This window comes from Pseudomonas sp. PSB18 (genome assembly GCF_014596565.1).
Classification (GTDB): Bacteria; Pseudomonadota; Gammaproteobacteria; order Pseudomonadales; family Pseudomonadaceae; genus Aquipseudomonas.
This window is the reverse complement of record NZ_NOIN01000002.1, coordinates 106449-125858: the sequence shown is the minus strand read 5'-3', so window position 1 is coordinate 125858 and position 19410 is coordinate 106449. Positions and strand designations below refer to the sequence as shown.

Below are 19410 nucleotides of genomic sequence, written 5' to 3'. Positions count from 1 at the left end.
CCAAGACAAAAAGGCGTACCGACGCCGCTGGGAGAGACGCGATGTTCAGCAAGCAAGACCAGATCCAAGGTTACGATGATGCACTGCTGGCGGCGATGAACGCCGAAGAGCAACGCCAGGAAGATCACATCGAACTGATCGCGTCAGAGAACTACACCAGCAAGCGTGTCATGCAGGCCCAGGGCAGCGGCCTGACCAACAAATACGCCGAAGGCTATCCAGGCAAGCGCTACTACGGTGGCTGCGAGCATGTCGATAAGGTCGAGGCCCTGGCCATCGAGCGTGCCAAGCAACTGTTCGGCGCCGATTACGCCAACGTCCAGCCGCACTCCGGTTCTTCGGCCAACAGCGCCGTATACCTGGCCTTGCTGCAAGCTGGCGACACCATCCTGGGCATGAGCCTGGCCCACGGCGGTCACCTGACCCACGGCGCCAAAGTGTCGTCCTCGGGCAAGCTCTACAACGCCGTGCAGTACGGCATCGACACCACCACCGGCTTGATCGACTACGACGAAGTCGAGCGCCTGGCGGTCGAGCACAAGCCGAAAATGATCGTTGCCGGTTTCTCGGCCTATTCCAAGACCCTGGACTTCCCACGCTTCCGCCAGATCGCCGACAAGGTCGGTGCGCTGCTGTTCGTCGACATGGCTCACGTCGCTGGCCTGGTGGCCGCCGGTCTGTATCCGAACCCACTGCCTTACGCCGACGTGGTCACCACCACCACCCACAAGACCCTGCGTGGTCCCCGTGGCGGCCTGATCCTGGCCAAGTCCAACGAAGAGATCGAGAAGAAGCTCAACGCCGCGGTATTCCCGGGCGCCCAGGGCGGCCCGCTGATGCACGTGATCGCCGGTAAGGCGGTGTGCTTCAAGGAAGCGCTGGAGCCTGGCTTCAAGGCCTACCAGCAGCAAGTGATCGAAAACGCCCAGGCCATGGCTGGCGTGTTCATCAAGCGCGGCTACGATGTAGTGTCCGGCGGTACCGATAACCACCTGTTCCTGGTCAGCCTGATCCGTCAGGGCCTGACCGGCAAGGACGCCGATGCCGCCCTGGGTCGCGCCCACATCACCGTCAACAAGAACGCCGTACCGAACGACCCACAGTCGCCCTTCGTGACCTCGGGCCTGCGTATCGGTACTCCGGCGGTGACCACGCGCGGCTTCAAGGTTTCCCAGTGCGTGACGCTGGCCGGCTGGATCTGCGACATCCTCGACAACCTCGGCGACGCCGATGTCGAGGCCAATGTCGCCCAGCAAGTGGCAGCCCTGTGCGCGGACTTCCCGGTTTATCGCTGAGTCGGTTTTGGAGTAATGACTATGCAACGCTATTCGGGCTTCGGCCTCTTCAAACACTCTCTCAGCCATCACGAAAACTGGCAGCGGATGTGGCGCACGCCGACGCCGAAAAAGGTCTACGACGTGGTCATCGTCGGCGGTGGCGGGCATGGTCTGGCGACCGCCTACTACCTGGCCAAGGAACACGGCATCACCAACGTGGCCGTGGTCGAGAAAGGCTGGCTGGGCGGCGGTAACACCGCGCGCAACACCACCATCGTGCGCTCCAACTACTTGTGGGACGAATCGGCCCACCTGTACGAACACGCGATGAAACTCTGGGAAGGCCTGTCCCAGGATTTGAACTACAACGTGATGTTCTCCCAGCGCGGTGTGTACAACCTGTGCCACACCCTGCAGGACATCCGTGACTCCGAGCGTCGGGTCAACGCCAACCGCCTCAACGGTGTGGACGGGGAGCTGCTCAACGCCAAACAAGTGGCCGACGAGATCCCGTACCTGGACTGCTCGAAGAACACCCGCTACCCGGTGTTGGGCGCCACCGTCCAGCGTCGCGGCGGCGTGGCCCGTCACGATGCCGTGGCCTGGGGCTTTGCCCGTGCCGCCGATGCCCTCGGTGTGGACTTGATCCAGCAGACCGAAGTGATCGGTTTCCGCAAGGAAAACGGCGTGTGCATCGGTGTGGAAACCAACAAGGGCTTCATCGGCGCCAAGCGCGTCGGCGTAGTGACCGCCGGTAACTCGGGGCACATGGCCAAGCTGGCCGGCTTCCGCCTGCCGGTCGAATCCCACCCGTTGCAAGCGTTGGTGTCCGAGCCGATCAAGCCGATCATCGACAGCGTGATCATGTCCAACGCCGTGCACGGCTACATTAGCCAGTCCGACAAGGGTGACCTGGTGATCGGTGCCGGTATCGACGGCTGGGTCGGCTACGGCCAGCGCGGTTCGTACCCGGTGATCGAACACACCATCCAGGCCATCGTCGAGATGTTCCCGGTGCTCTCGCGGGTGCGCATGAACCGTCAGTGGGGCGGCATCGTCGACACCACGCCGGATGCCTGCCCGATCATCTCCAAGACGCCGGTGCCGAACATGTTCTTCAACTGCGGTTGGGGTACCGGTGGCTTCAAGGCCACCCCGGGCTCGGGCAACGTGTTTGCCGCCAGCCTGGCCAAGGGTGAAATGCACCCACTGGCCGCACCGTTTTCCATCGACCGTTTCCACAACGGTGCGCTCATCGACGAACACGGCGCTGCTGCCGTCGCCCACTAACAGGAGAAATCCCTATGTTGCACATCTTCTGTCCTCACTGCGGCGAACTGCGCTCCGAAGAGGAATTCCATTCGTCCGGCCAGGCGCACATCCCGCGTCCACTGGACCCGAACAGCTGCACCGACGAGGAGTGGGGCGACTACATGTTCTTCCGCGACAACCCTCGCGGCCTGCACCATGAGTTGTGGATTCACGCCGCCGGTTGCCGCCAGTACTTCAACGCGACCCGCGACACCGTGACCTACGAAATCCTGGAAACCTACAAGATCGGCCAAAAGCCGCAATTCACCGACAAGGCTGACAGTCCGAAAGCGGCCGCACAGGCTCTGGGAGAGAAGGTATGAGCCAGATCAATCGCCTGTCCAACGGCGGACGGATCGACCGCAACAAAGTGCTGAGCTTCACCTTCAACGGCCAGACCTATAAAGGCTTCGAAGGCGATACCCTGGCCGCTGCATTGCTGGCCAACGGCGTCGACATCATCGGCCGCAGCTTCAAGTATTCCCGTCCACGGGGCATCTTCGCCGCCGGTGCGGAAGAGCCGAACGCGGTACTGCAGATCGGCGCCACCGAAGCCACGCAGATTCCTAACGTGCGTGCCACGCAACAGGCGCTGTACCAGGGCCTGGTCGCCACCAGCACCAACGGCTGGCCGAGCGTGAACAACGACATGATGGGCATTCTCGGCAAGGTCGGCGGCAAGCTGATGCCGCCGGGCTTCTACTACAAAACCTTCATGTACCCGCAATCGTTCTGGATGACTTACGAAAAGTACATCCGCAAGGCCGCCGGCCTGGGTCGCTCGCCGACCGAGAACGATCCGGATACCTACGACTACATGAACCGTCACTGCGACGTGCTGATCGTTGGTGCCGGTCCTGCCGGCCTGGCCGCCGCCTTGGCCGCCGGCCGCAGCGGTGCGCGGGTGATCGTGGCTGACGAGCAGGAAGAGTTCGGCGGCAGCCTGCTGGATTCTCGTGAAAGCCTGGACGGCAAGCCGGCGACCGAATGGGTCGCGTCAGTCGTGGCTGAGCTGCGCTCGATGCCGGAAGTGTTGCTGTTGCCTCGTGCAACGGTGAACGGCTACCACGACCACAACTTCCTGACCATCCACGAACGCCTCACCGACCACCTCGGTGACCGCGCGCCGATCGGCCAGGTGCGTCAACGCATCAACCGCGTCCGCGCCAAGCGCGTGGTGCTGGCCACCGGTGCTTGCGAGCGTCCGCTGGTCTACGGCAACAACGACGTGCCGGGCAACATGCTGGCCGGTGCAGTCTCTACTTATGTGCGTCGCTACGGCGTGGCACCGGGCAAGAAACTGGTGCTGAGCACCAACAACGACCACGCTTATCGCGTTGCGCTGGACTGGTTCGACGCCGGCCTGCAAGTCGTTGCCGTCGCCGATGCCCGCAGCAACCCACGCGGCGCGCTGGTGGAAGAGGCCCGCGCCAAAGGCATCCGCATCCTCACCGGCAGTGCCGTGATCGAGGCCCGTGGCAGCAAACGCGTGACCGGTGCTCGCGTTGCCGCGATCGACGTCCGCGGACAAAAAGTCACCAGCCCCGGCGAATGGCTGGACTGCGACCTGGTCGCCAGCTCCGGCGGCTACAGCCCGGTGGTCCACCTGGCTTCGCACCTGGGCGGCAAGCCGATCTGGCGTGAAGACATCCTCGGTTTCGTACCGGGCGAAGCACCGCAGAAACGCGTATGTGTCGGCGGCGTGAATGGCGTCTACAGCCTCGGCGACACCTTGGCCGATGGTTTCGAGGGCGGCGCGCGCGCGGCCAGCGAAGCCGGCTTCAAAACCGTGGAAGGGGTGTTGCCTAAAGCCCTGAGCCGCCACGAAGAGCCGACCCTGGCGCTGTTCCAGGTGCCGCACGAAAAAGCGACCGCACGGGCGCCGAAGCAATTCGTCGACCTGCAGAACGACGTCACCGCCGCTGCTATCGAGCTCGCTACCCGCGAAGGCTTCGAGTCGGTGGAACACGTCAAGCGCTACACCGCACTGGGCTTCGGTACCGACCAGGGCAAGCTGGGCAACGTCAACGGCCTGGCCATCGCGGCCCGTTCGCTGAACGTGAGCATCCCGCAGATGGGCACCACCATGTTCCGTCCGAACTACACGCCGGTGACATTCGGCGCGGTCGCCGGCCGGCACTGCGGGCACATCTTCGAGCCGGTTCGTTTCACCGCGCTGCATGCCTGGCATGTGAAGAACGGCGCTGAATTCGAAGACGTCGGCCAGTGGAAGCGTCCTTGGTATTTCCCGAGGAACGGCGAAGACATGCATGCCGCGGTCAAGCGCGAATGCAAGGCGGTGCGCGACAGCGTCGGCCTGCTGGACGCCTCGACCCTGGGCAAGATCGATATCCAGGGCCCGGATGCCCGTGAGTTCCTCAACCGCATCTACACCAACGCCTGGACCAAGCTCGACGTGGGCAAGGCCCGCTACGGCCTGATGTGCAAGGAAGATGGCATGGTGTTCGACGACGGCGTGACCGCCTGCGTCGCTGACAACCATTTCATCATGACCACCACCACCGGCGGTGCGGCCCGTGTGCTGCAATGGCTGGAGATCTACCAGCAGACCGAATGGCCGGACCTGAAGGTGTACTTCACCTCGGTCACCGACCACTGGGCAACCATGACCCTGTCGGGGCCCAACAGCCGCAAGCTGTTGAGCGAAGTCACCGACATCGACCTGGATCGTGACGGCTTCCCGTTCATGACCTGGAAAGAAGGCCTGGTGGGTGGCGTACCGGCGCGGGTGTTCCGGATCTCGTTCACCGGTGAGCTGTCGTACGAAATCAACGTGCAGGCCGACTACGCCATGGGCGTGCTCGAGAAGATCGTCGAGGCCGGCAAGAAGTACAACCTGACCCCGTACGGCACTGAAACCATGCACGTACTGCGGGCCGAGAAGGGCTTCATCATCGTCGGCCAGGACACCGACGGCTCGATGACCCCGGACGACCTGAACATGGGCTGGTGCGTGGGCCGTACCAAACCGTTCTCGTGGATCGGCTGGCGTGGCATGAACCGTGAAGACTGCGTGCGTGAAAACCGCAAGCAACTGGTGGGCCTCAAGCCGATCGACCCGAATGTCTGGCTGCCGGAAGGCGCGCAGTTGGTCTTCAACCCCAAGCAGGCGATCCCGATGACCATGGTGGGTCACGTGACCTCCAGCTACGCACACAACTCCCTGGGCTATTCATTCGCCATGGGTGTGGTCAAAGGGGGCTTGAAGCGTATCGGCGAGCGGGTCTTCTCGCCGCAGGCTGACGGCAGCGTGATCGAGGCAGAGATCGTTTCTTCGGTGTTCTTCGATCCGAAGGGCGATCGGCAGAATATTTGATACCTGATCGTTCCCACGCTCCGCGTGGGAATGCATCCCGGGGCGCTCCGCGCCCCAAAGCGGACGCAGCGCGTCCATGGCGGCATTCCCACGCAGAGCGTGGGAACGATCAATTCAAGAGACAGGTGCTATATGACAGCAGCCAATGTTTACCAACAACGCCCAACCACCGGGGCCAAAGCCGAGTCGTCGCTGCATCATGCCGACCTCGCCAGCCTGGTGGGCAAGGGCCGCAAGAACGCCGGCGTGACCGTGCGCGAGAAAAAACTCCTGGGCCACCTGACCATCCGTGGCGATGGCCACGATGCAGCCTTCGCCGCGGGCGTGCACAAGGCCCTGGGCATCGAATTGCCGGGCGCGTTGAGCGTGATCGTCAAGGGTGAGACCAGCTTGCAATGGATGGGGCCGGATGAATGGCTGCTGGTCGTGCCGACCGGTGAAGAGTTCGCCGCCGAGCAGAAACTGCGTGAAGCCCTGGGCGACCTGCACATCCAGATCGTCAACGTCAGCGGCGGCCAGCAGATTCTTGAGCTGTCCGGCCCGAACGTGCGCGACGTGCTGATGAAATCCACCAGCTACGATGTACACCCAAGCAACTTCCCGGTGGGCAAGGCCGTGGGTACGGTGTTCGCCAAGTCGCAACTGGTGATCCGTCACACCGCCGAAGACACCTGGGAACTGCTGATCCGCCGCAGCTTCTCCGATTACTGGTGGCTGTGGCTGCAGGACGCGTCGGCTGAGTATGGCTTGAGCGTGCAGGCCTGATTGATCATTCCCACGCTCTGCGTGGGAATGCATCCCGGGACGCTCGGCGTCCCCAAAGGCGGACGCAGAGCGTCCATGGCGGCATTCCCACGCAGAGCGTGGGAACGATCAGAGGAGTATCACGAATGAGCCGCGCCCCAGATACATGGATTTTGACTGCCGACTGCCCCAGCGTGCTCGGCACGGTGGACGCGGTGACCCGCTTTCTGTTCGAGCAAGGCTGCTACGTCACCGAGCACCACTCTTTCGATGACCGGCTTTCCGGGCGTTTCTTCATTCGTGTGGAGTTTCGCCAACCCGATGGTTTCGACGAGCAGGATTTCCGTACCGGCCTGGCCGAGCGCGCCGAAGCCTTTGGCATGGTCTTCGAACTGACGCCGCCCAACTACCGACCGAAAGTGGTGATCATGGTGTCCAAGGCCGATCACTGCCTCAACGATTTGCTCTACCGCCAGCGCATCGGCCAGTTGTCCATGGACGTGGTCGCGGTGGTGTCCAATCACCCGGATCTCAAGCCGCTGGCCGACTGGCACCAGATTCCCTACTACCATTTCCCCCTGGACCCGAACGACAAGCCGGCCCAGGAGCGGCAGGTGTGGCAGGTGATCGAAGACACCGGCGCCGAGCTGGTGATCCTCGCCCGCTACATGCAGGTGCTGTCGCCGGAGTTGTGTCGCAAGCTCGATGGCAAGGCGATCAACATCCACCACTCCCTGCTGCCGGGCTTCAAGGGTGCCAAACCGTATCACCAGGCCTACAACAAAGGCGTGAAACTGGTTGGCGCCACGGCGCACTACATCAACAACGACCTGGACGAAGGCCCGATCATCGCCCAGGGCGTGGAAGTGGTGGATCACAGTCATTACCCCGAGGATCTGATCGCCAAGGGGCGCGATATCGAAGGGCTCACATTGGCCCGGGCCGTGGGGTATCACATTGAAAGACGGGTTTTCCTGAACGCCAATCGTACTGTCGTTCTTTAGATGCTTGGCGGCGCTCTGGGGCCCGTTGGCGAGCAGTTCTTCTTTGATAATCCCAGTACTAATCCGAGCACAAACGCGCTGCCTGCCTGGGTGACGCAGTTCCACAAAAACAACAGCGAGGTGAAAGCATGTCTGGTAATCGTGGTGTCGTCTATCTCGGCAACGGCAAGGTCGAAGTACAGAAGATCGACTATCCAAAAATGCAGGACCCGCGTGGCAGAAAGATCGAGCACGGCGTCATCCTGCGCGTGGTATCCACCAACATCTGCGGCTCCGACCAGCACATGGTGCGCGGCCGTACCACCGCCCAGACCGGCCTGGTTCTGGGTCACGAGATCACCGGTGAAGTGATCGAGAAAGGCAGCGACGTCGAGAACCTGAAGATCGGTGACCTGGTGTCGGTACCGTTCAACGTCGCGTGCGGTCGTTGCCGTTCCTGCAAGGAACAGCACACCGGCGTCTGCCTGACCGTCAACCCGGCCCGTGCCGGTGGCGCCTACGGTTACGTGGACATGGGTGATTGGACCGGCGGCCAGGCCGAATACGTGCTGGTGCCGTATGCCGACTTCAACCTGCTGAAACTGCCGGACCGTGACAAGGCCATGGAGAAGATCCGCGACCTGACTTGCCTTTCCGACATCCTGCCTACCGGTTACCACGGTGCAGTGACTGCCGGCGTGGGTCCTGGCAGCACCGTGTACATCGCGGGTGCCGGTCCGGTCGGCCTGGCTGCTGCGGCTTCTGCTCGACTGCTGGGTGCTGCGGTGGTGATCGTCGGCGACGTCAACTCCATCCGCCTGGCTCACGCCAAGGCGCAGGGTTTTGAAGTTGTCGACCTGTCCACCGACACACCGTTGCACGAGCAAATCGCCGCGCTGTTGGGCGAGCCTGAAGTCGATTGCGCCGTTGACTGCGTAGGCTTCGAAGCCCGTGGTCATGGTCATGACGGCGTCAAGCACGAAGCCCCGGCCACCGTGCTCAACTCGTTGATGCAAGTGACCCGTGTCGCCGGCAAGATCGGTATTCCTGGCCTGTACGTCACCGAAGATCCGGGCGCGGTCGATGCCGCCGCCAAGATCGGTGCCCTGAGCATCCGCTTCGGCCTCGGCTGGGCCAAGTCCCACAGCTTCCACACCGGCCAGACCCCGGTGATGAAGTACAACCGCGCGCTGATGCAGGCGATCATGTGGGATCGCATCAACATCGCGGAAATCGTCGGTGTGCAGGTCATCAGCCTGGACGACGCGCCGAAAGGCTACGGCGAGTTCGACGCCGGCGTGCCGAAGAAATTCGTGATCGACCCGCACAAGCTGTTCAGCGCGGCGTAAGGCTGTAGGCAAGACGGAAAAAGGGCGACAGTGATGTCGCCCTTTTTATTGGGTCCCAGCGGCTAATGCCAGTCAGTTAAGCCACAAACCCGTGGGAGCAAAGCTTGCTCGCGATTGCGGTAAGTCAGTCAGCAACAATGTTGACGGGTCCATCGCTATCGCGAGCAAGCTTTACTCCCACAGGCGTTGCGCCGTTTGATCCTTAACTGACTGGCATTAGACTCAGCGGCTCATTTTTTGTCTTTGGTCAAGGTGAACTCTCGCTTATAGAGCTCATTGCCTTGATTATCTTCCTGAGGATCCCCCCTATAGCTACAGCTGTCTCCCGTGGCGCTAATGGAGATTGCCTTGGGGTTGTGTTTCAAGAAGTTGTCTGAAGCTGATTGAAATTGTTCTCCCACCCAAGCGCCTCCGCTTGGGTCGGTCGCTTTGTATCTGAAACCTTCGTTATGTGGAGGTGGATTACTGGAGGAGGCTGTAAAAGACTCTATGGTGTTCGGCTGAGGACATAATGCGATATTCGCCGCGTGGACAAGGCCAGGCAAAGCCACGAGCGAAAACATCCCGGCGAGCATTATTTTGCACATTCGATGTACTCCGTGACTTGATGACAGTCTGGATGTTCATCGATAGGCAGGCCCTCGACTACTGTCAGAGCTGACAGCATTCAAGGCCGATAAGAGATAGGCCCGCTCGTTTATATACCCATAAGTTGTTCGTTTCATTCCCCGTCAGCATGGATAACCCAACTCAGGGCTGGGTTACAGTGGCCGTTTTGACCCGCTCGCAGAAGTCAGGGTAGAAACCCCAGACATTCGTATCCCGACATTCATGCTGGGCCTGGGCAAGCGCATCCCTGTCGAATGTGAGGCTGCGGGGCATGCTGGCGAAGGTGATGTAGCCGTCCCTTTGGGTCTTGATCGCGTCGAATCCCTGCATGTCGTAAACCAGTTCAACGTCGTCGTCGGCAAGGAGCCGGGCCTTGACTGTCACCTGGGCGTACTGCTTGCCCCCAGGGGCGTTATTGAGCGCAGCCAGGCCGTGGCCGACGATACGCAGCAGGCGCGGCACCCAGCCTTCGTCATTCTCGGTGGCTGCGTCCGGACGATAGGTGATGGTAAGCGTTTGCTGGTCGCGGGTTACCGCGGTCAGAGACGGGTCGGAGCGCTTGATGCGGTGCTCGATGGTCAGCCAGGTCTTCTGCTCTTCGCTGACGCCATCGGCAACTTCCGGATTCAGCGGTCCTCGCTGGCATTCGTTGACACCCAGTGCAATCAGCATGCCCGCCAGGATGACCGCGAGGGTGGCACCACCAATTTTTACGTCCATAGGCACACTCTTCAAAGGAAGGCGCACTGTACGGTATCAGCGGACTCCGGGTCATCTGCCGGCGGCGGGTGAGCGCTAGATCAATCAGAAACTCAGGTTGAAGTCGTCAGCATCGATGAGCTTGCACACCTGAAGGGCAAGATTTTCGCAGCGCCGGTTCGTCCACTCTGAAAAAGGCGGCTGTACTTGAAGATACTGGAGAGCCAGATTTACGGATGCGTATGCGCAAGTGAGGGTTGCTCTTCCCGAAGTTTGTGGATCGTCAATGTCATGGAGAGCAAACTCGGCACCGTTGAGTTTCATGGATGCGGGATCGACCATTTTAATAGCGCCCTGATCGGCCCACTCCCGGTCATCCTGTACTTCTATGGACTTAACATCCGAGAGTTTGAGGTGTTCACGAACCTCCGCAATGGCAGGACAGGTCATTTCACCGGCCCTGACATGGTGAATAAACAGTAGAAGTAACCACGTGCATCCCGTCAGAGTATTTTTCATGTCCAGGCTCCATTGGTTCACATTGAACATGGTCCCCATTGGAGCCGATCGAGCTACTGTCAATCCTGACAGTTTTTTATGCCTATTTATAATTAGCGCACAGCCTTCATAGCGCTTTGGCGATAGTCGTCCTCTATGCAGGAAACATCGGGGGACGGTTGTAGCTTGATCCGAAGACGGTCGGACTGTGTGGGCGGGGAACAATCCTTGCCGCCCTCAGTCCAACCCACGATTTTGTGCCGCCCTCATCGGGCGGCTTTTTCATGGCTCAAGAGGACGTTCGCAATGAAGGTTTCACGCGGTTTCGCACTGTCTTGCCTGCTGTCGCTGGCGGCCAGTCCGGCCTTCGCGCAGTTCAGCCTCAGTGATGCGGCCAATGCGGTGGCGGCCATGCAAGGCGGTCAGGGTGAGCAGGGGAAGGGCGCCGTGGCCGCCGCGCCCGAGGCCGCCGGGCTCCTCAACACATTGGGTTCGGAATTGAAGATCACACCGGAACAGGCCGTCGGCGGTGCCGGTGCGATGTTGGGGCTGGCGAAGAATCGTCTCAGCGAACCGCAGTTTTCCGAGTTGAGCCAAAGTGTGCCGGGCCTGGACCAGATCGCCGGCAACAGCGCCATCGGCGGGCTCAATGGCCTGGGCGGCCTGCTCGGTGGCGGTTCGCAGAAGAATGCCTTGCTCGATGGTCTGCTGGGTAACGTCAAGGACACCAATGACTTGAACAACGCCTTCAGTGCGTTGGGCATGGACAGCGGCATGATCGGTCAGTTTGCCCCGGTGATCCTCCAGTACCTCGGTCAGCAAGGCGTAGCCAGCTCCTTGCTGCAGAACCTCGGTGGCATCTGGGGCACCGGCGCCGGTATCTGATCAGCAGCGCTCGTCAAGCAAGGTGGCGATGCGTCGGTCCTTTTCGGTCCAGAGCTGGTTGACCCAGTTCTGGACATGCTGGCGAAACACCGGGTCGTTTTCGTAATCGCCTTGCCACAGTGCTGGGTCCAGCGGGCGGGTCTGGATATCGATGATGACCCTCGGCACGGAACCGTTGATCAAATCCCAGAACCCCGGAATCCGCTCCTGCGGATACACCACCGTAACATCCAGTATCGCGTCCAGCTGTTCGCCCATCGCCGCCAGCACGAACGCCACGCCACCGGCCTTGGGCTTGAGCAGGTGGGCGAAGGGTGATTGCTGCTGCTGGCTTTTGGCGGCGGTAAAGCGTGTCCCTTCGAGGTAGTTCACCACGGTGACCGGCTGGCGCTTGAACAGCTCGCAGGCGGCCCGGGTGATTTCCAGGTCCTTGCCGGCCAATTCAGGGTTCTTCGCCAGGAAGGCCTTGGTGTAGCGCTTCATGAACGGATAATCCAGCGCCCACCAGGCCAATCCCAGGAACGGCACCCAGATCAGCTCTTTCTTGAGGAAAAACTTGAAGAACGGTGTGCGCCGGTTGAGGGTCTGGACGAGGGCGGGAATGTCCACCCAGGACTGGTGATTGCTGATGACCAGGTAAGACGTATCGCCACGCAAGCCTTCGCCGCCGCGAATGTCCCAACGGGTGGGGATGCACAGGGCGAAGATCAGTTTGTCGATCTCGGCCCAGGTTTCGGCGATCCACATCACCCCCCACGAGGCATAGTCGCGAAGGCGTCCGGGCAGGATCAGCTTGAGCAGCGCGAACACCATCAACGGCCCGAACAGCACCAGGGTATTGAGCAACAGCAGCAGGGTGACGAAACAGCCGGTGAGCAGGCGGCGCATAAATGACTCTTGCAAGCGGGTGGGCGGGCCATGATAAGCAGCTTCGGGCGGCAGGCCAAATTGTGGTGGACGAATGTTTCACCTTTTGACCGATATGCTGGGTGCAGCGCATGGCTATCGAGAGCGACCGAACGAATCCACCGCTCACGGTCTAAAAAACCACCCCCACAGGAGCCCTATTGCATGAAATCCCTTCTCGCCCTGCTTTCCCTGGTGGCCCTTCCCGTGTTGGCCGCCGAACCGACGCTTTATGGGCGTTACGAATACATCGCGTTGCCGGAAATCGGCGGTGAAGTGCTCAAGGCCAAGATGGATACCGGGGCCCTGACCGCCTCGCTGTCGGCCAAGGACATTGAAACGTTTACCCGCGACGGTGATGACTGGGTGCGGTTCCGCCTGGCGACCAAGGATGCGAGCAACAAGGTCTACGAGCACAAGATCGCCCGGATCAGCAAGATCAAGACCCGTTCCGAGGAGGATGAGGAAGACGACGAGAAGATCGCACCCACCAAACGCCCGGTCGTGGACCTGGAGCTATGCCTGGGTAACGTCAAGCGTACCGTCGAGGTCAACCTGACCGACCGCAGCAGCTTCAATTACCCGCTGTTGATCGGCGCCAAGGCCCTGCGCGAATTCGGTGCGGCGGTGAACCCGGCCCGACGTTTCACGGCGGACAAGCCTGACTGCTGATTTCCCTGATTGACGTGCTCCGAGGCTTGGGGCACCGTTCCGGCAACTTTACTGTCGGGCTCGCAAGACATGCCTCATATTCTGATTGTCGAAGACGAAGCCGCCATCGCCGATACGCTGGTGTTCGCCCTGCAGGGGGAGGGCTTCGAGACCACTTGGTTGAGCCTGGGGGCCGCCGCGCTCGAGTACCAGAAAAACACTCCCGCGGACCTGATCATCCTCGACGTGGGTCTGCCGGATATCAGTGGTTTCGAGACTTGCAAGAATCTCAGACGTTTCAGCGACGTTCCGGTCATTTTTCTGACAGCTCGGGACGGCGAGATCGACCGGATCGTGGGTCTGGAGATCGGCGCCGATGATTACGTGGTCAAACCCTTCAGCCCCCGCGAGGTGGCGGCCAGGGTCCGGGCGATCCTCAAGCGGGTAGCGCCAGCGCCACGACCGGCCACGGAAGTGGGCACGGCGTTGTTCCAGGTGGACAACGATCGGGTGCAAATCAATTATCGCGGTAAACCGCTGAACCTCACTCGCCACGAATTTCGCCTGCTGAACTGTCTGCTGGAGCAACCCGAGCGGGTATTCAGCCGCGAACAACTGCTCGACGCCCTGGGCGTGGCCAGCGATGCCGGCTACGAGCGCAGCATCGACAGTCACATCAAGAGCGTGCGCGCCAAGTTGCGCCTGGTCAGGGCCGAGGCCGAACCGATCCAGACCCATCGCGGCCTCGGCTACAGCTACAGCCCGGTGCATAGCTGATGCCATTGGGGATCCGCATCTTTCTGGTCTATGTGCTGTTCATCGGCTTGACCGGGTATTTCGTGCTGGGCACGGTGATCGAGCAGATTCGCCCCGGCGTGCGCCAGTCCACCGAGGAAACCCTGGTGGACACGGCGAACCTGATGGCCGAGATCCTGCGGGACGATTTCAAGGCCGGGACACTCAACCAGAATCGTTGGCCACAGCTGCTCAAGGCCTATGGCGAGCGTCAGCCGGCAGCGACGATCTGGGGCTTGCCGAAGAACCGGGTCAGTCATCGGATCTATGTCACGGATGCCAAGGGTATCGTGGTGCTCGATTCCAGCGGTGAGGCCGTGGGCCAGGACTATTCGCGCTGGAACGATGTCTACCTGACCCTGCGCGGCCAGTACGGCGCCCGTTCGAGCCGCAGCGTCGCGGATGACCCGAACTCTTCGGTGATGCACGTCGGTGCGCCGATCCGCGATAACGGCCGGATCATCGGCGTGGTCACGGTGGCCAAACCCAACAGTTCGCTGCAGCCTTATATCGACCGCACGGAGCGGCGATTGCTGCTCTATGGTGTCGGCTTGATTGGCCTCGGCCTGGTGCTGGGGGCGTTGCTGTCGTGGTGGCTCAGCTCGGCGCTACGCCGCTTGACCGCCTATGCCCAAGCCGTCAGCCAAGGACAGCGGGTGGAGGTGCCGCATTATCGCGGTGGCGAGTTCGAACAACTGGCGCATGCCCTGGAGCACATGCGCACGCAGCTCGAAGGCAAGGCTTACGTCGAGCGCTATGTGCATACCCTGACGCACGAACTCAAGAGCCCGCTGGCGGCGATTCGCGGCGCGGCCGAGCTGTTGCAAAGCGATATGCCCCCGGCGCAGCACCAGCGCTTTGTCAGCAACATCGACAGTGAAAGCGTGCGCATGCAGCAATTGATCGAACGTCTGCTCAACCTGGCCCAGGTCGAACAGCGCCAGGGCTTGGAGGAGCAGGTCGCGGTGCCGCTGGCGGCGTTGCTGGATGAATTGCTGGAGGCCCGTAGCGGCTGGCTCGAACGCCGGCAACTGCGGGTCGAGCGGCGCGTCGCCGCCGATCTGGCACTGACTGGCGAGGCGTTTCTGTTGCGCCAGGCCTTGGGCAACCTGCTGGACAATGCCCTGGATTTCACTCCCGCCGAAGGGGTGTTGCGCATCAGTGCCGGGCGCAGCGGCAACCGTGTCGAGATCCGCCTGTTCAACCAGGCCGAGCCGATTCCCGACTACGCCCTGCCGCGCCTGAGCGAACGCTTCTATTCCCTGCCGCGCCCGGACACCGGCCGCAAGAGCACTGGCCTGGGGCTCAATTTCGTGGCGGAAGTGGTGCAGTTGCATGGGGGCGAATTCGCTATCGGCAATGTCGAGGGTGGGGTAGAGGTGGTGCTGCGGTTGCCCTGAAATTCGGCGCATAGTCTTTGTGGGAGCGAGCCTGCTCGCGAATGCGGTGAACCCGTCGACATCATCCTCAATGACACACCGCTTTCGCGAGCAGGCTCGCTCCCACAGGTTCTTCAGTCTCCACACAATCTCCACATTGCCCACATAAACAGCCCACACAGCGCTTGCAGACTCTCCCCATTCGAACAGGGAGAGCCCCACATGAACCGCAGCCTCGCCATAAAACTGGGCATGATCGCCCTATTGATTCTCTTGCTGATGATTCCGCTGTTGATGATCAACGGCCTCATCGACGAACGCCAGTCCCTGCGCGACGGTGTGTTGCAGGAGATCGCCAGCAGCTCCAGTCATAGCCAGCAGCTCATCGGGCCGATGATCGTGGTGCCGTTTCGCAAGGACGTGCGGGTCTGGAATACCAACGAAAAGACCGGTGTCCGCTTCCTGGAAACCGTCGAGCAGAGCGGTGAGTTGTATTTCCTGCCGGAGCAGTTCGAACTCGACGGCCAGGTCCGGACCGAGACCCGTGCCCGGGGGATCTACGAGGCGCGGTTGTTCCACGCCGACAACCGGATCGATGGTCGCTTCAAGGTGCCTGAGCGCTATGGCCTTGCCGCCAAGGATATGGCCGATTACCGCTTCGACGAACCGTATCTGAGCGTGGGTATCAGCGACATCAGGGGTATCGAGAATGCACTGACCCTGAAACTCAACAAGCAGACGGTGGATTTCCTGCCCGGCTCGCGGGTCGGCTGGCTGGGGCAGGGTGTGCATGTGCCGCTGCCGATGGTCAACGCCCAGAACAGCGCCGAACTGACTTTCGGTTTCGACCTGAGCCTGCAAGGCACCGGCGAGTTGCAGATTCTGCCGGTGGGCAAGACCAGCAAAGTGCACTTGACCGCCGACTGGCCGCACCCAAGCTTCATCGGCAACTACCTGCCCGTCAGCCGCGACATCAACGAGAAGGGCTTCAGCGCCGACTGGCAGACCTCGTTCTTCTCGACCAACCTTGAAGAAGCGCTGCAGAACTGCGTGTCGAGCGAGGGCTGTGAAACGTTCCGCAGTCGGGCCTTCGGCGTGAGCTTCATCGACCCGGTGGACCAGTACCTCAAGAGCGACCGGGCAATCAAATATGCACTGCTGTTCATCGCCCTGACCTTCGCCGGCTTCTTTCTTTTCGAAGTGCTCAAGAGCCTGGCGGTGCACCCGGTCCAATACGCCCTGGTGGGCGTGGCGCTGGCATTCTTCTACCTGTTGCTGTTGTCACTGTCGGAGCACATCGGCTTTGCCCCGGCGTACCTGTTGTCGGCCAGCGCCTGCGTGCTGTTGATCGGGTTCTATGTTTGCCACGTGTTGCGCAGCGTGAGCCATGGCCTGGGCTTCTCGGCGGGGCTGGCGTCGCTGTATGCCTTGCTTTACGGCTTGTTGAGCGCCGAAGACTACGCACTGTTGATGGGCTCGCTGTTGCTGTTCGGCCTGTTGGGTGTGTTCATGGTGCTGACCCGTAAACTGGACTGGTACGGGGTCGGATCGAAACCGGCGCCTGCCATGACCTTCGATCTGGGAGAGGTGAAATGAGCCGGTCGCTGGGATTGCGGGAAGATCGGCGGGTGAGGGAAGTGCTCGTGGCGCTTGTATCTGGGTTGTTTCCGTTGGATCCGGTGGGCCTCTATCGCGAGCAGGCTCGCTCCCACAGGTCCGGGGCTGTCCTTTGTGGGAGCGAGCCTGCTCGCGATGAGGCCATCACATTTGGAGAAAGATCTAGATCCTGGGTACGGTAGCGACCATTGAAGGCCGCAAGCTCACCTCGGCAAACCACGCCGCCAACTGCGGGTTGGCCTTGCGCCATTCCAGGTCAGGATGGCGCAGGTCCAGATAACCCAAGGCGCAGGCCACGCTGATGGACGCCACGTCAAAATGGCTGGCCAGTTCGGCAATCGCTTCGGCTTCGAGCATGGCCAGGGCGCGGCGAATCTTGTCCCGTTGGGCATCGAGCCATTCGTCCCAATGCTTTTCCGCCGGGCGCAGGGCGGTTTCATAGCGGATCATGACCGCCGCATCCATGATCCCGTCGGCCAGGGAGGCCAGGGTCAGGCGCCGCCAGCGGGCCGCGCCGTCACGGGGGATCAGCGGGTTGCCGACGTGCTGGTGGTCGAGGTAATCGAGGATGACACGGCTGTCATGGATCACGCTGCCGTTGGCCAGGCGCAGGGCGGGGATCTTGCTCAGCGGGTTGTCATCGATGAGTTTCTGGTCCGGTTTGACGGGCGTGAGCTGGCTAAGCTGCAACGCTACGCGGTCCAGTTGGCCGGTTTCGTGCAGCAGCACCAAGACTTTGCGCACGAAGGGCGAGGCAGGGTTGTGGAACAGCGTCATGTTGGGGGCGGACATGGCAACGTCTCGAACGGGGGGAGGATGTCGCGCAGCATAGCGCGTTCATCAAGGCGCAGGGCAGGGACGACCGGGCCGCAATGGCCCGGCCTGTACCTTGGATCACGCGGCTGGCTGAAGGGCCTGCGGCTCCAACGGCGCTGGTGTTGCCGGTTGTTGCTTGAGCTCCCGGGCAACGGTCCAGACGATGAACGCGGCAATCACATCAAAAATCGCCAGCATCACGAACAGCGGGCTATAGCCGATTTTTGTCACCATCACGCCAAACAACAGCGTGAAGGCCGCAGCGCCCAGGTAACCGAACATGCCGCCCATGCCGGTGGCGGTCGCGACTTCATTCTTGCCGAACGAGTCGGATGTGATGGCATACAGCGCACCCGACAGGGTCTGGTGGGCAAAGCCGCCAATGCATAGCAGGGCGATTGCTGTATACGGACTTTCCACCAGGCCGATGCAGGCTGGGCCAACCATGCAGGACGCGCCGAACAGCAAGACCATCTTGCGGGAGGTGAACAACGATACCTTGCAGTATTTGTGGAAGAACGGGCTCAGGTAACCGCCCAGCACGCAGCCCAGGTCGGCGGCCAGGAACGGCAGCCAGGCGAACATCGCGATCTCCTTGATGTTCATGTGCCGCTCGGTCATCAGGTACAGCGGGATCCAGGCGTTGAAGGTCTGCCAGGCCGGCTCGGAGAGGATCCGGGCGCTGGCGATGGCGTAGAAGTTGCGGCTGGCGATGATCTTTTTCCAGCTGCCTTTTTTCGGGGTCTGTTCCTGGAAATGGGCTTCCTGGCCGCTGATGATGTAATCGCGTTCGGTGTCGCTCAGGCGCTTCTGGTCACGCGGGTGCTTATAGAGGACCAGCCAGAGAAACGTCCAGGCGATGCCCAGGCCACCGACGATCAGGAACGCCAGTTCCCAACCACTGTTCAGGATTGCCCAGACCACCAGCGGCGGAGCCAGGACGGCGCCGATCGACGAGCCGATGTTGAACCAGCCGATGGCGACCGAACGTTCCTTGGCGGGAAACCATTCGGTTGACGCCTTGACCGCGGCAGGCAACCCGGCCGCTTCCGTCAGGCCAAGCAGGCCACGGAAAAATGCCAGGCCTTGCCAGCCCGAGGCCATTGCTGCGGCGGCGCAGGCGATGGACCAGGCGAAGGCGAAAATGGCGAAACCCATCTTGGTGCCGATGGCATCGATGATGTAGCCGGCCACCGGCTGCATCAGCGCATAGCAGATTTGCCAGGCGACGACGATGTGGGAGTACTGCTCGGTGGAGATGCTCATCTCGCTCATCAGGGTCGGAGCGGCCACCGAGAGGGTATTGCGAGCCAGGTAGTTGACCATCAGGCCGGCCGTGACCAGGCCGACCATCCACCAGCGGATGCCTTTGATTTTCATCACTTCACCATCAATTATTTTTGGAGTTGGTGTCGCTGTTGTAGGTTGTCGTACAACATTCGCCTTTATAGGAGCGCAAGGAATAATTTGTCAACAAATATGTCAGGAATTGGCCGCGTTTTACGGTGCCGGAGAAGGGTGTCATCGTATGACTGGCTTGGTGGAGGGTGCTCA

At 61.3% G+C, this 19410-nt stretch carries 17 protein-coding genes; 12 read left to right on the top strand and 5 right to left on the bottom strand.

Going from position 1 to position 19410, the window contains the following annotated elements:
- The first annotated feature begins 41 nt into the window (after positions 1 to 41).
- The 7 genes from glyA (at position 42) to fdhA (ending at position 9001) form a co-directional block, all read left to right on the top strand.
- Complete coding sequence (glyA, locus tag CGA22_RS04660; protein ID WP_024779447.1) at positions 42 to 1295, top strand: serine hydroxymethyltransferase; 1254 nt, start codon at positions 42 to 44, stop codon at positions 1293 to 1295.
- A gap of 21 nt (positions 1296 to 1316) precedes the next feature.
- Positions 1317 to 2567, top strand: a complete 1251-nt coding sequence (locus CGA22_RS04655; RefSeq protein WP_024779446.1) for a sarcosine oxidase subunit beta family protein — start codon at positions 1317 to 1319, stop codon at positions 2565 to 2567.
- Positions 2568 to 2581: 14 nt separating this feature from the next.
- Positions 2582 to 2911 (top strand): sarcosine oxidase subunit delta, encoded by a 330-nt coding sequence (locus CGA22_RS04650; RefSeq protein WP_024779445.1) that lies wholly within the window; start codon positions 2582 to 2584, stop codon positions 2909 to 2911.
- Positions 2908 to 5925, top strand: a complete 3018-nt coding sequence (locus CGA22_RS04645; protein WP_188258490.1) for a sarcosine oxidase subunit alpha — start codon at positions 2908 to 2910, stop codon at positions 5923 to 5925. Before CGA22_RS04650 ends, CGA22_RS04645 begins: the two co-directional genes overlap by 4 nt.
- A gap of 132 nt (positions 5926 to 6057) precedes the next feature.
- Complete coding sequence (locus CGA22_RS04640) at positions 6058 to 6690, top strand: sarcosine oxidase subunit gamma (protein WP_041022257.1); 633 nt, start codon at positions 6058 to 6060, stop codon at positions 6688 to 6690.
- A 125-nt stretch (positions 6691 to 6815) separates the two neighbouring features.
- Complete coding sequence (gene purU, locus CGA22_RS04635; RefSeq protein WP_188258489.1) at positions 6816 to 7673, top strand: formyltetrahydrofolate deformylase; 858 nt, start codon at positions 6816 to 6818, stop codon at positions 7671 to 7673.
- 128 nt (positions 7674 to 7801) lie between these two features.
- The gene (gene fdhA / locus CGA22_RS04630; protein WP_041022259.1) at positions 7802 to 9001 is read left to right on the top strand and encodes a formaldehyde dehydrogenase, glutathione-independent; all 1200 of its coding nucleotides are present in this window, start codon (positions 7802 to 7804) and stop codon (positions 8999 to 9001) included.
- Positions 9002 to 9751: 750 nt separating this feature from the next.
- Here fdhA and CGA22_RS04625 read toward each other — a convergent pair.
- Complete coding sequence (locus tag CGA22_RS04625) at positions 9752 to 10330, bottom strand: hypothetical protein (RefSeq protein WP_041022261.1); 579 nt, start codon at positions 10328 to 10330, stop codon at positions 9752 to 9754.
- Positions 10331 to 10414: 84 nt separating this feature from the next.
- Entirely contained in the window at positions 10415 to 10828 is a 414-nt protein-coding gene (locus CGA22_RS04620; RefSeq protein ID WP_041022296.1) for a hypothetical protein, read from the bottom strand.
- Positions 10829 to 11113: 285 nt separating this feature from the next.
- Here CGA22_RS04620 and CGA22_RS04615 point away from each other — a divergent pair, with 285 nt between their 5' ends.
- On the top strand, positions 11114 to 11692 hold the full coding sequence (locus CGA22_RS04615; protein ID WP_041022262.1) for a DUF2780 domain-containing protein: 579 nt from the start codon (positions 11114 to 11116) through the stop codon (positions 11690 to 11692).
- On the opposite strand, the gene CGA22_RS04610 is transcribed toward CGA22_RS04615, so the two are convergent.
- On the bottom strand, positions 11693 to 12580 hold the full coding sequence (locus CGA22_RS04610; RefSeq protein ID WP_041022263.1) for an acyltransferase: 888 nt from the start codon (positions 12578 to 12580) through the stop codon (positions 11693 to 11695).
- Between the two features lie 183 nt (positions 12581 to 12763).
- Between CGA22_RS04610 and CGA22_RS04605 the strand changes: the two genes are divergently transcribed.
- The 4 genes from CGA22_RS04605 to creD all read left to right on the top strand — a co-directional run bounded on the left by CGA22_RS04605 (position 12764) and on the right by creD (position 17019).
- Positions 12764 to 13270 (top strand): ATP-dependent zinc protease, encoded by a 507-nt coding sequence (locus tag CGA22_RS04605; protein WP_024618699.1) that lies wholly within the window; start codon positions 12764 to 12766, stop codon positions 13268 to 13270.
- Between the two features lie 69 nt (positions 13271 to 13339).
- A complete protein-coding gene (creB, locus tag CGA22_RS04600; protein WP_041022264.1) occupies positions 13340 to 14026 on the top strand; it encodes a two-component system response regulator CreB in 687 nt (228 codons plus the stop codon).
- A complete protein-coding gene (gene creC / locus CGA22_RS04595; RefSeq protein ID WP_041022265.1) occupies positions 14026 to 15444 on the top strand; it encodes a two-component system sensor histidine kinase CreC in 1419 nt (472 codons plus the stop codon). Before creB ends, creC begins: the two co-directional genes overlap by 1 nt.
- Before the next feature lie 201 nt (positions 15445 to 15645).
- On the top strand, positions 15646 to 17019 hold the full coding sequence (gene creD, locus CGA22_RS04590) for a cell envelope integrity protein CreD (protein ID WP_041022266.1): 1374 nt from the start codon (positions 15646 to 15648) through the stop codon (positions 17017 to 17019).
- A 183-nt stretch (positions 17020 to 17202) separates the two neighbouring features.
- On the opposite strand, the gene CGA22_RS04585 is transcribed toward creD, so the two are convergent.
- Positions 17203 to 17832, bottom strand: coding sequence for a glutathione S-transferase (locus tag CGA22_RS04585; protein ID WP_041022267.1), 630 nt, complete (start codon positions 17830 to 17832; stop codon positions 17203 to 17205).
- Between the two features lie 102 nt (positions 17833 to 17934).
- Complete coding sequence (locus tag CGA22_RS04580; protein ID WP_041022268.1) at positions 17935 to 19236, bottom strand: MFS transporter; 1302 nt, start codon at positions 19234 to 19236, stop codon at positions 17935 to 17937.
- Positions 19237 to 19410: the final 174 nt, after the last annotated feature.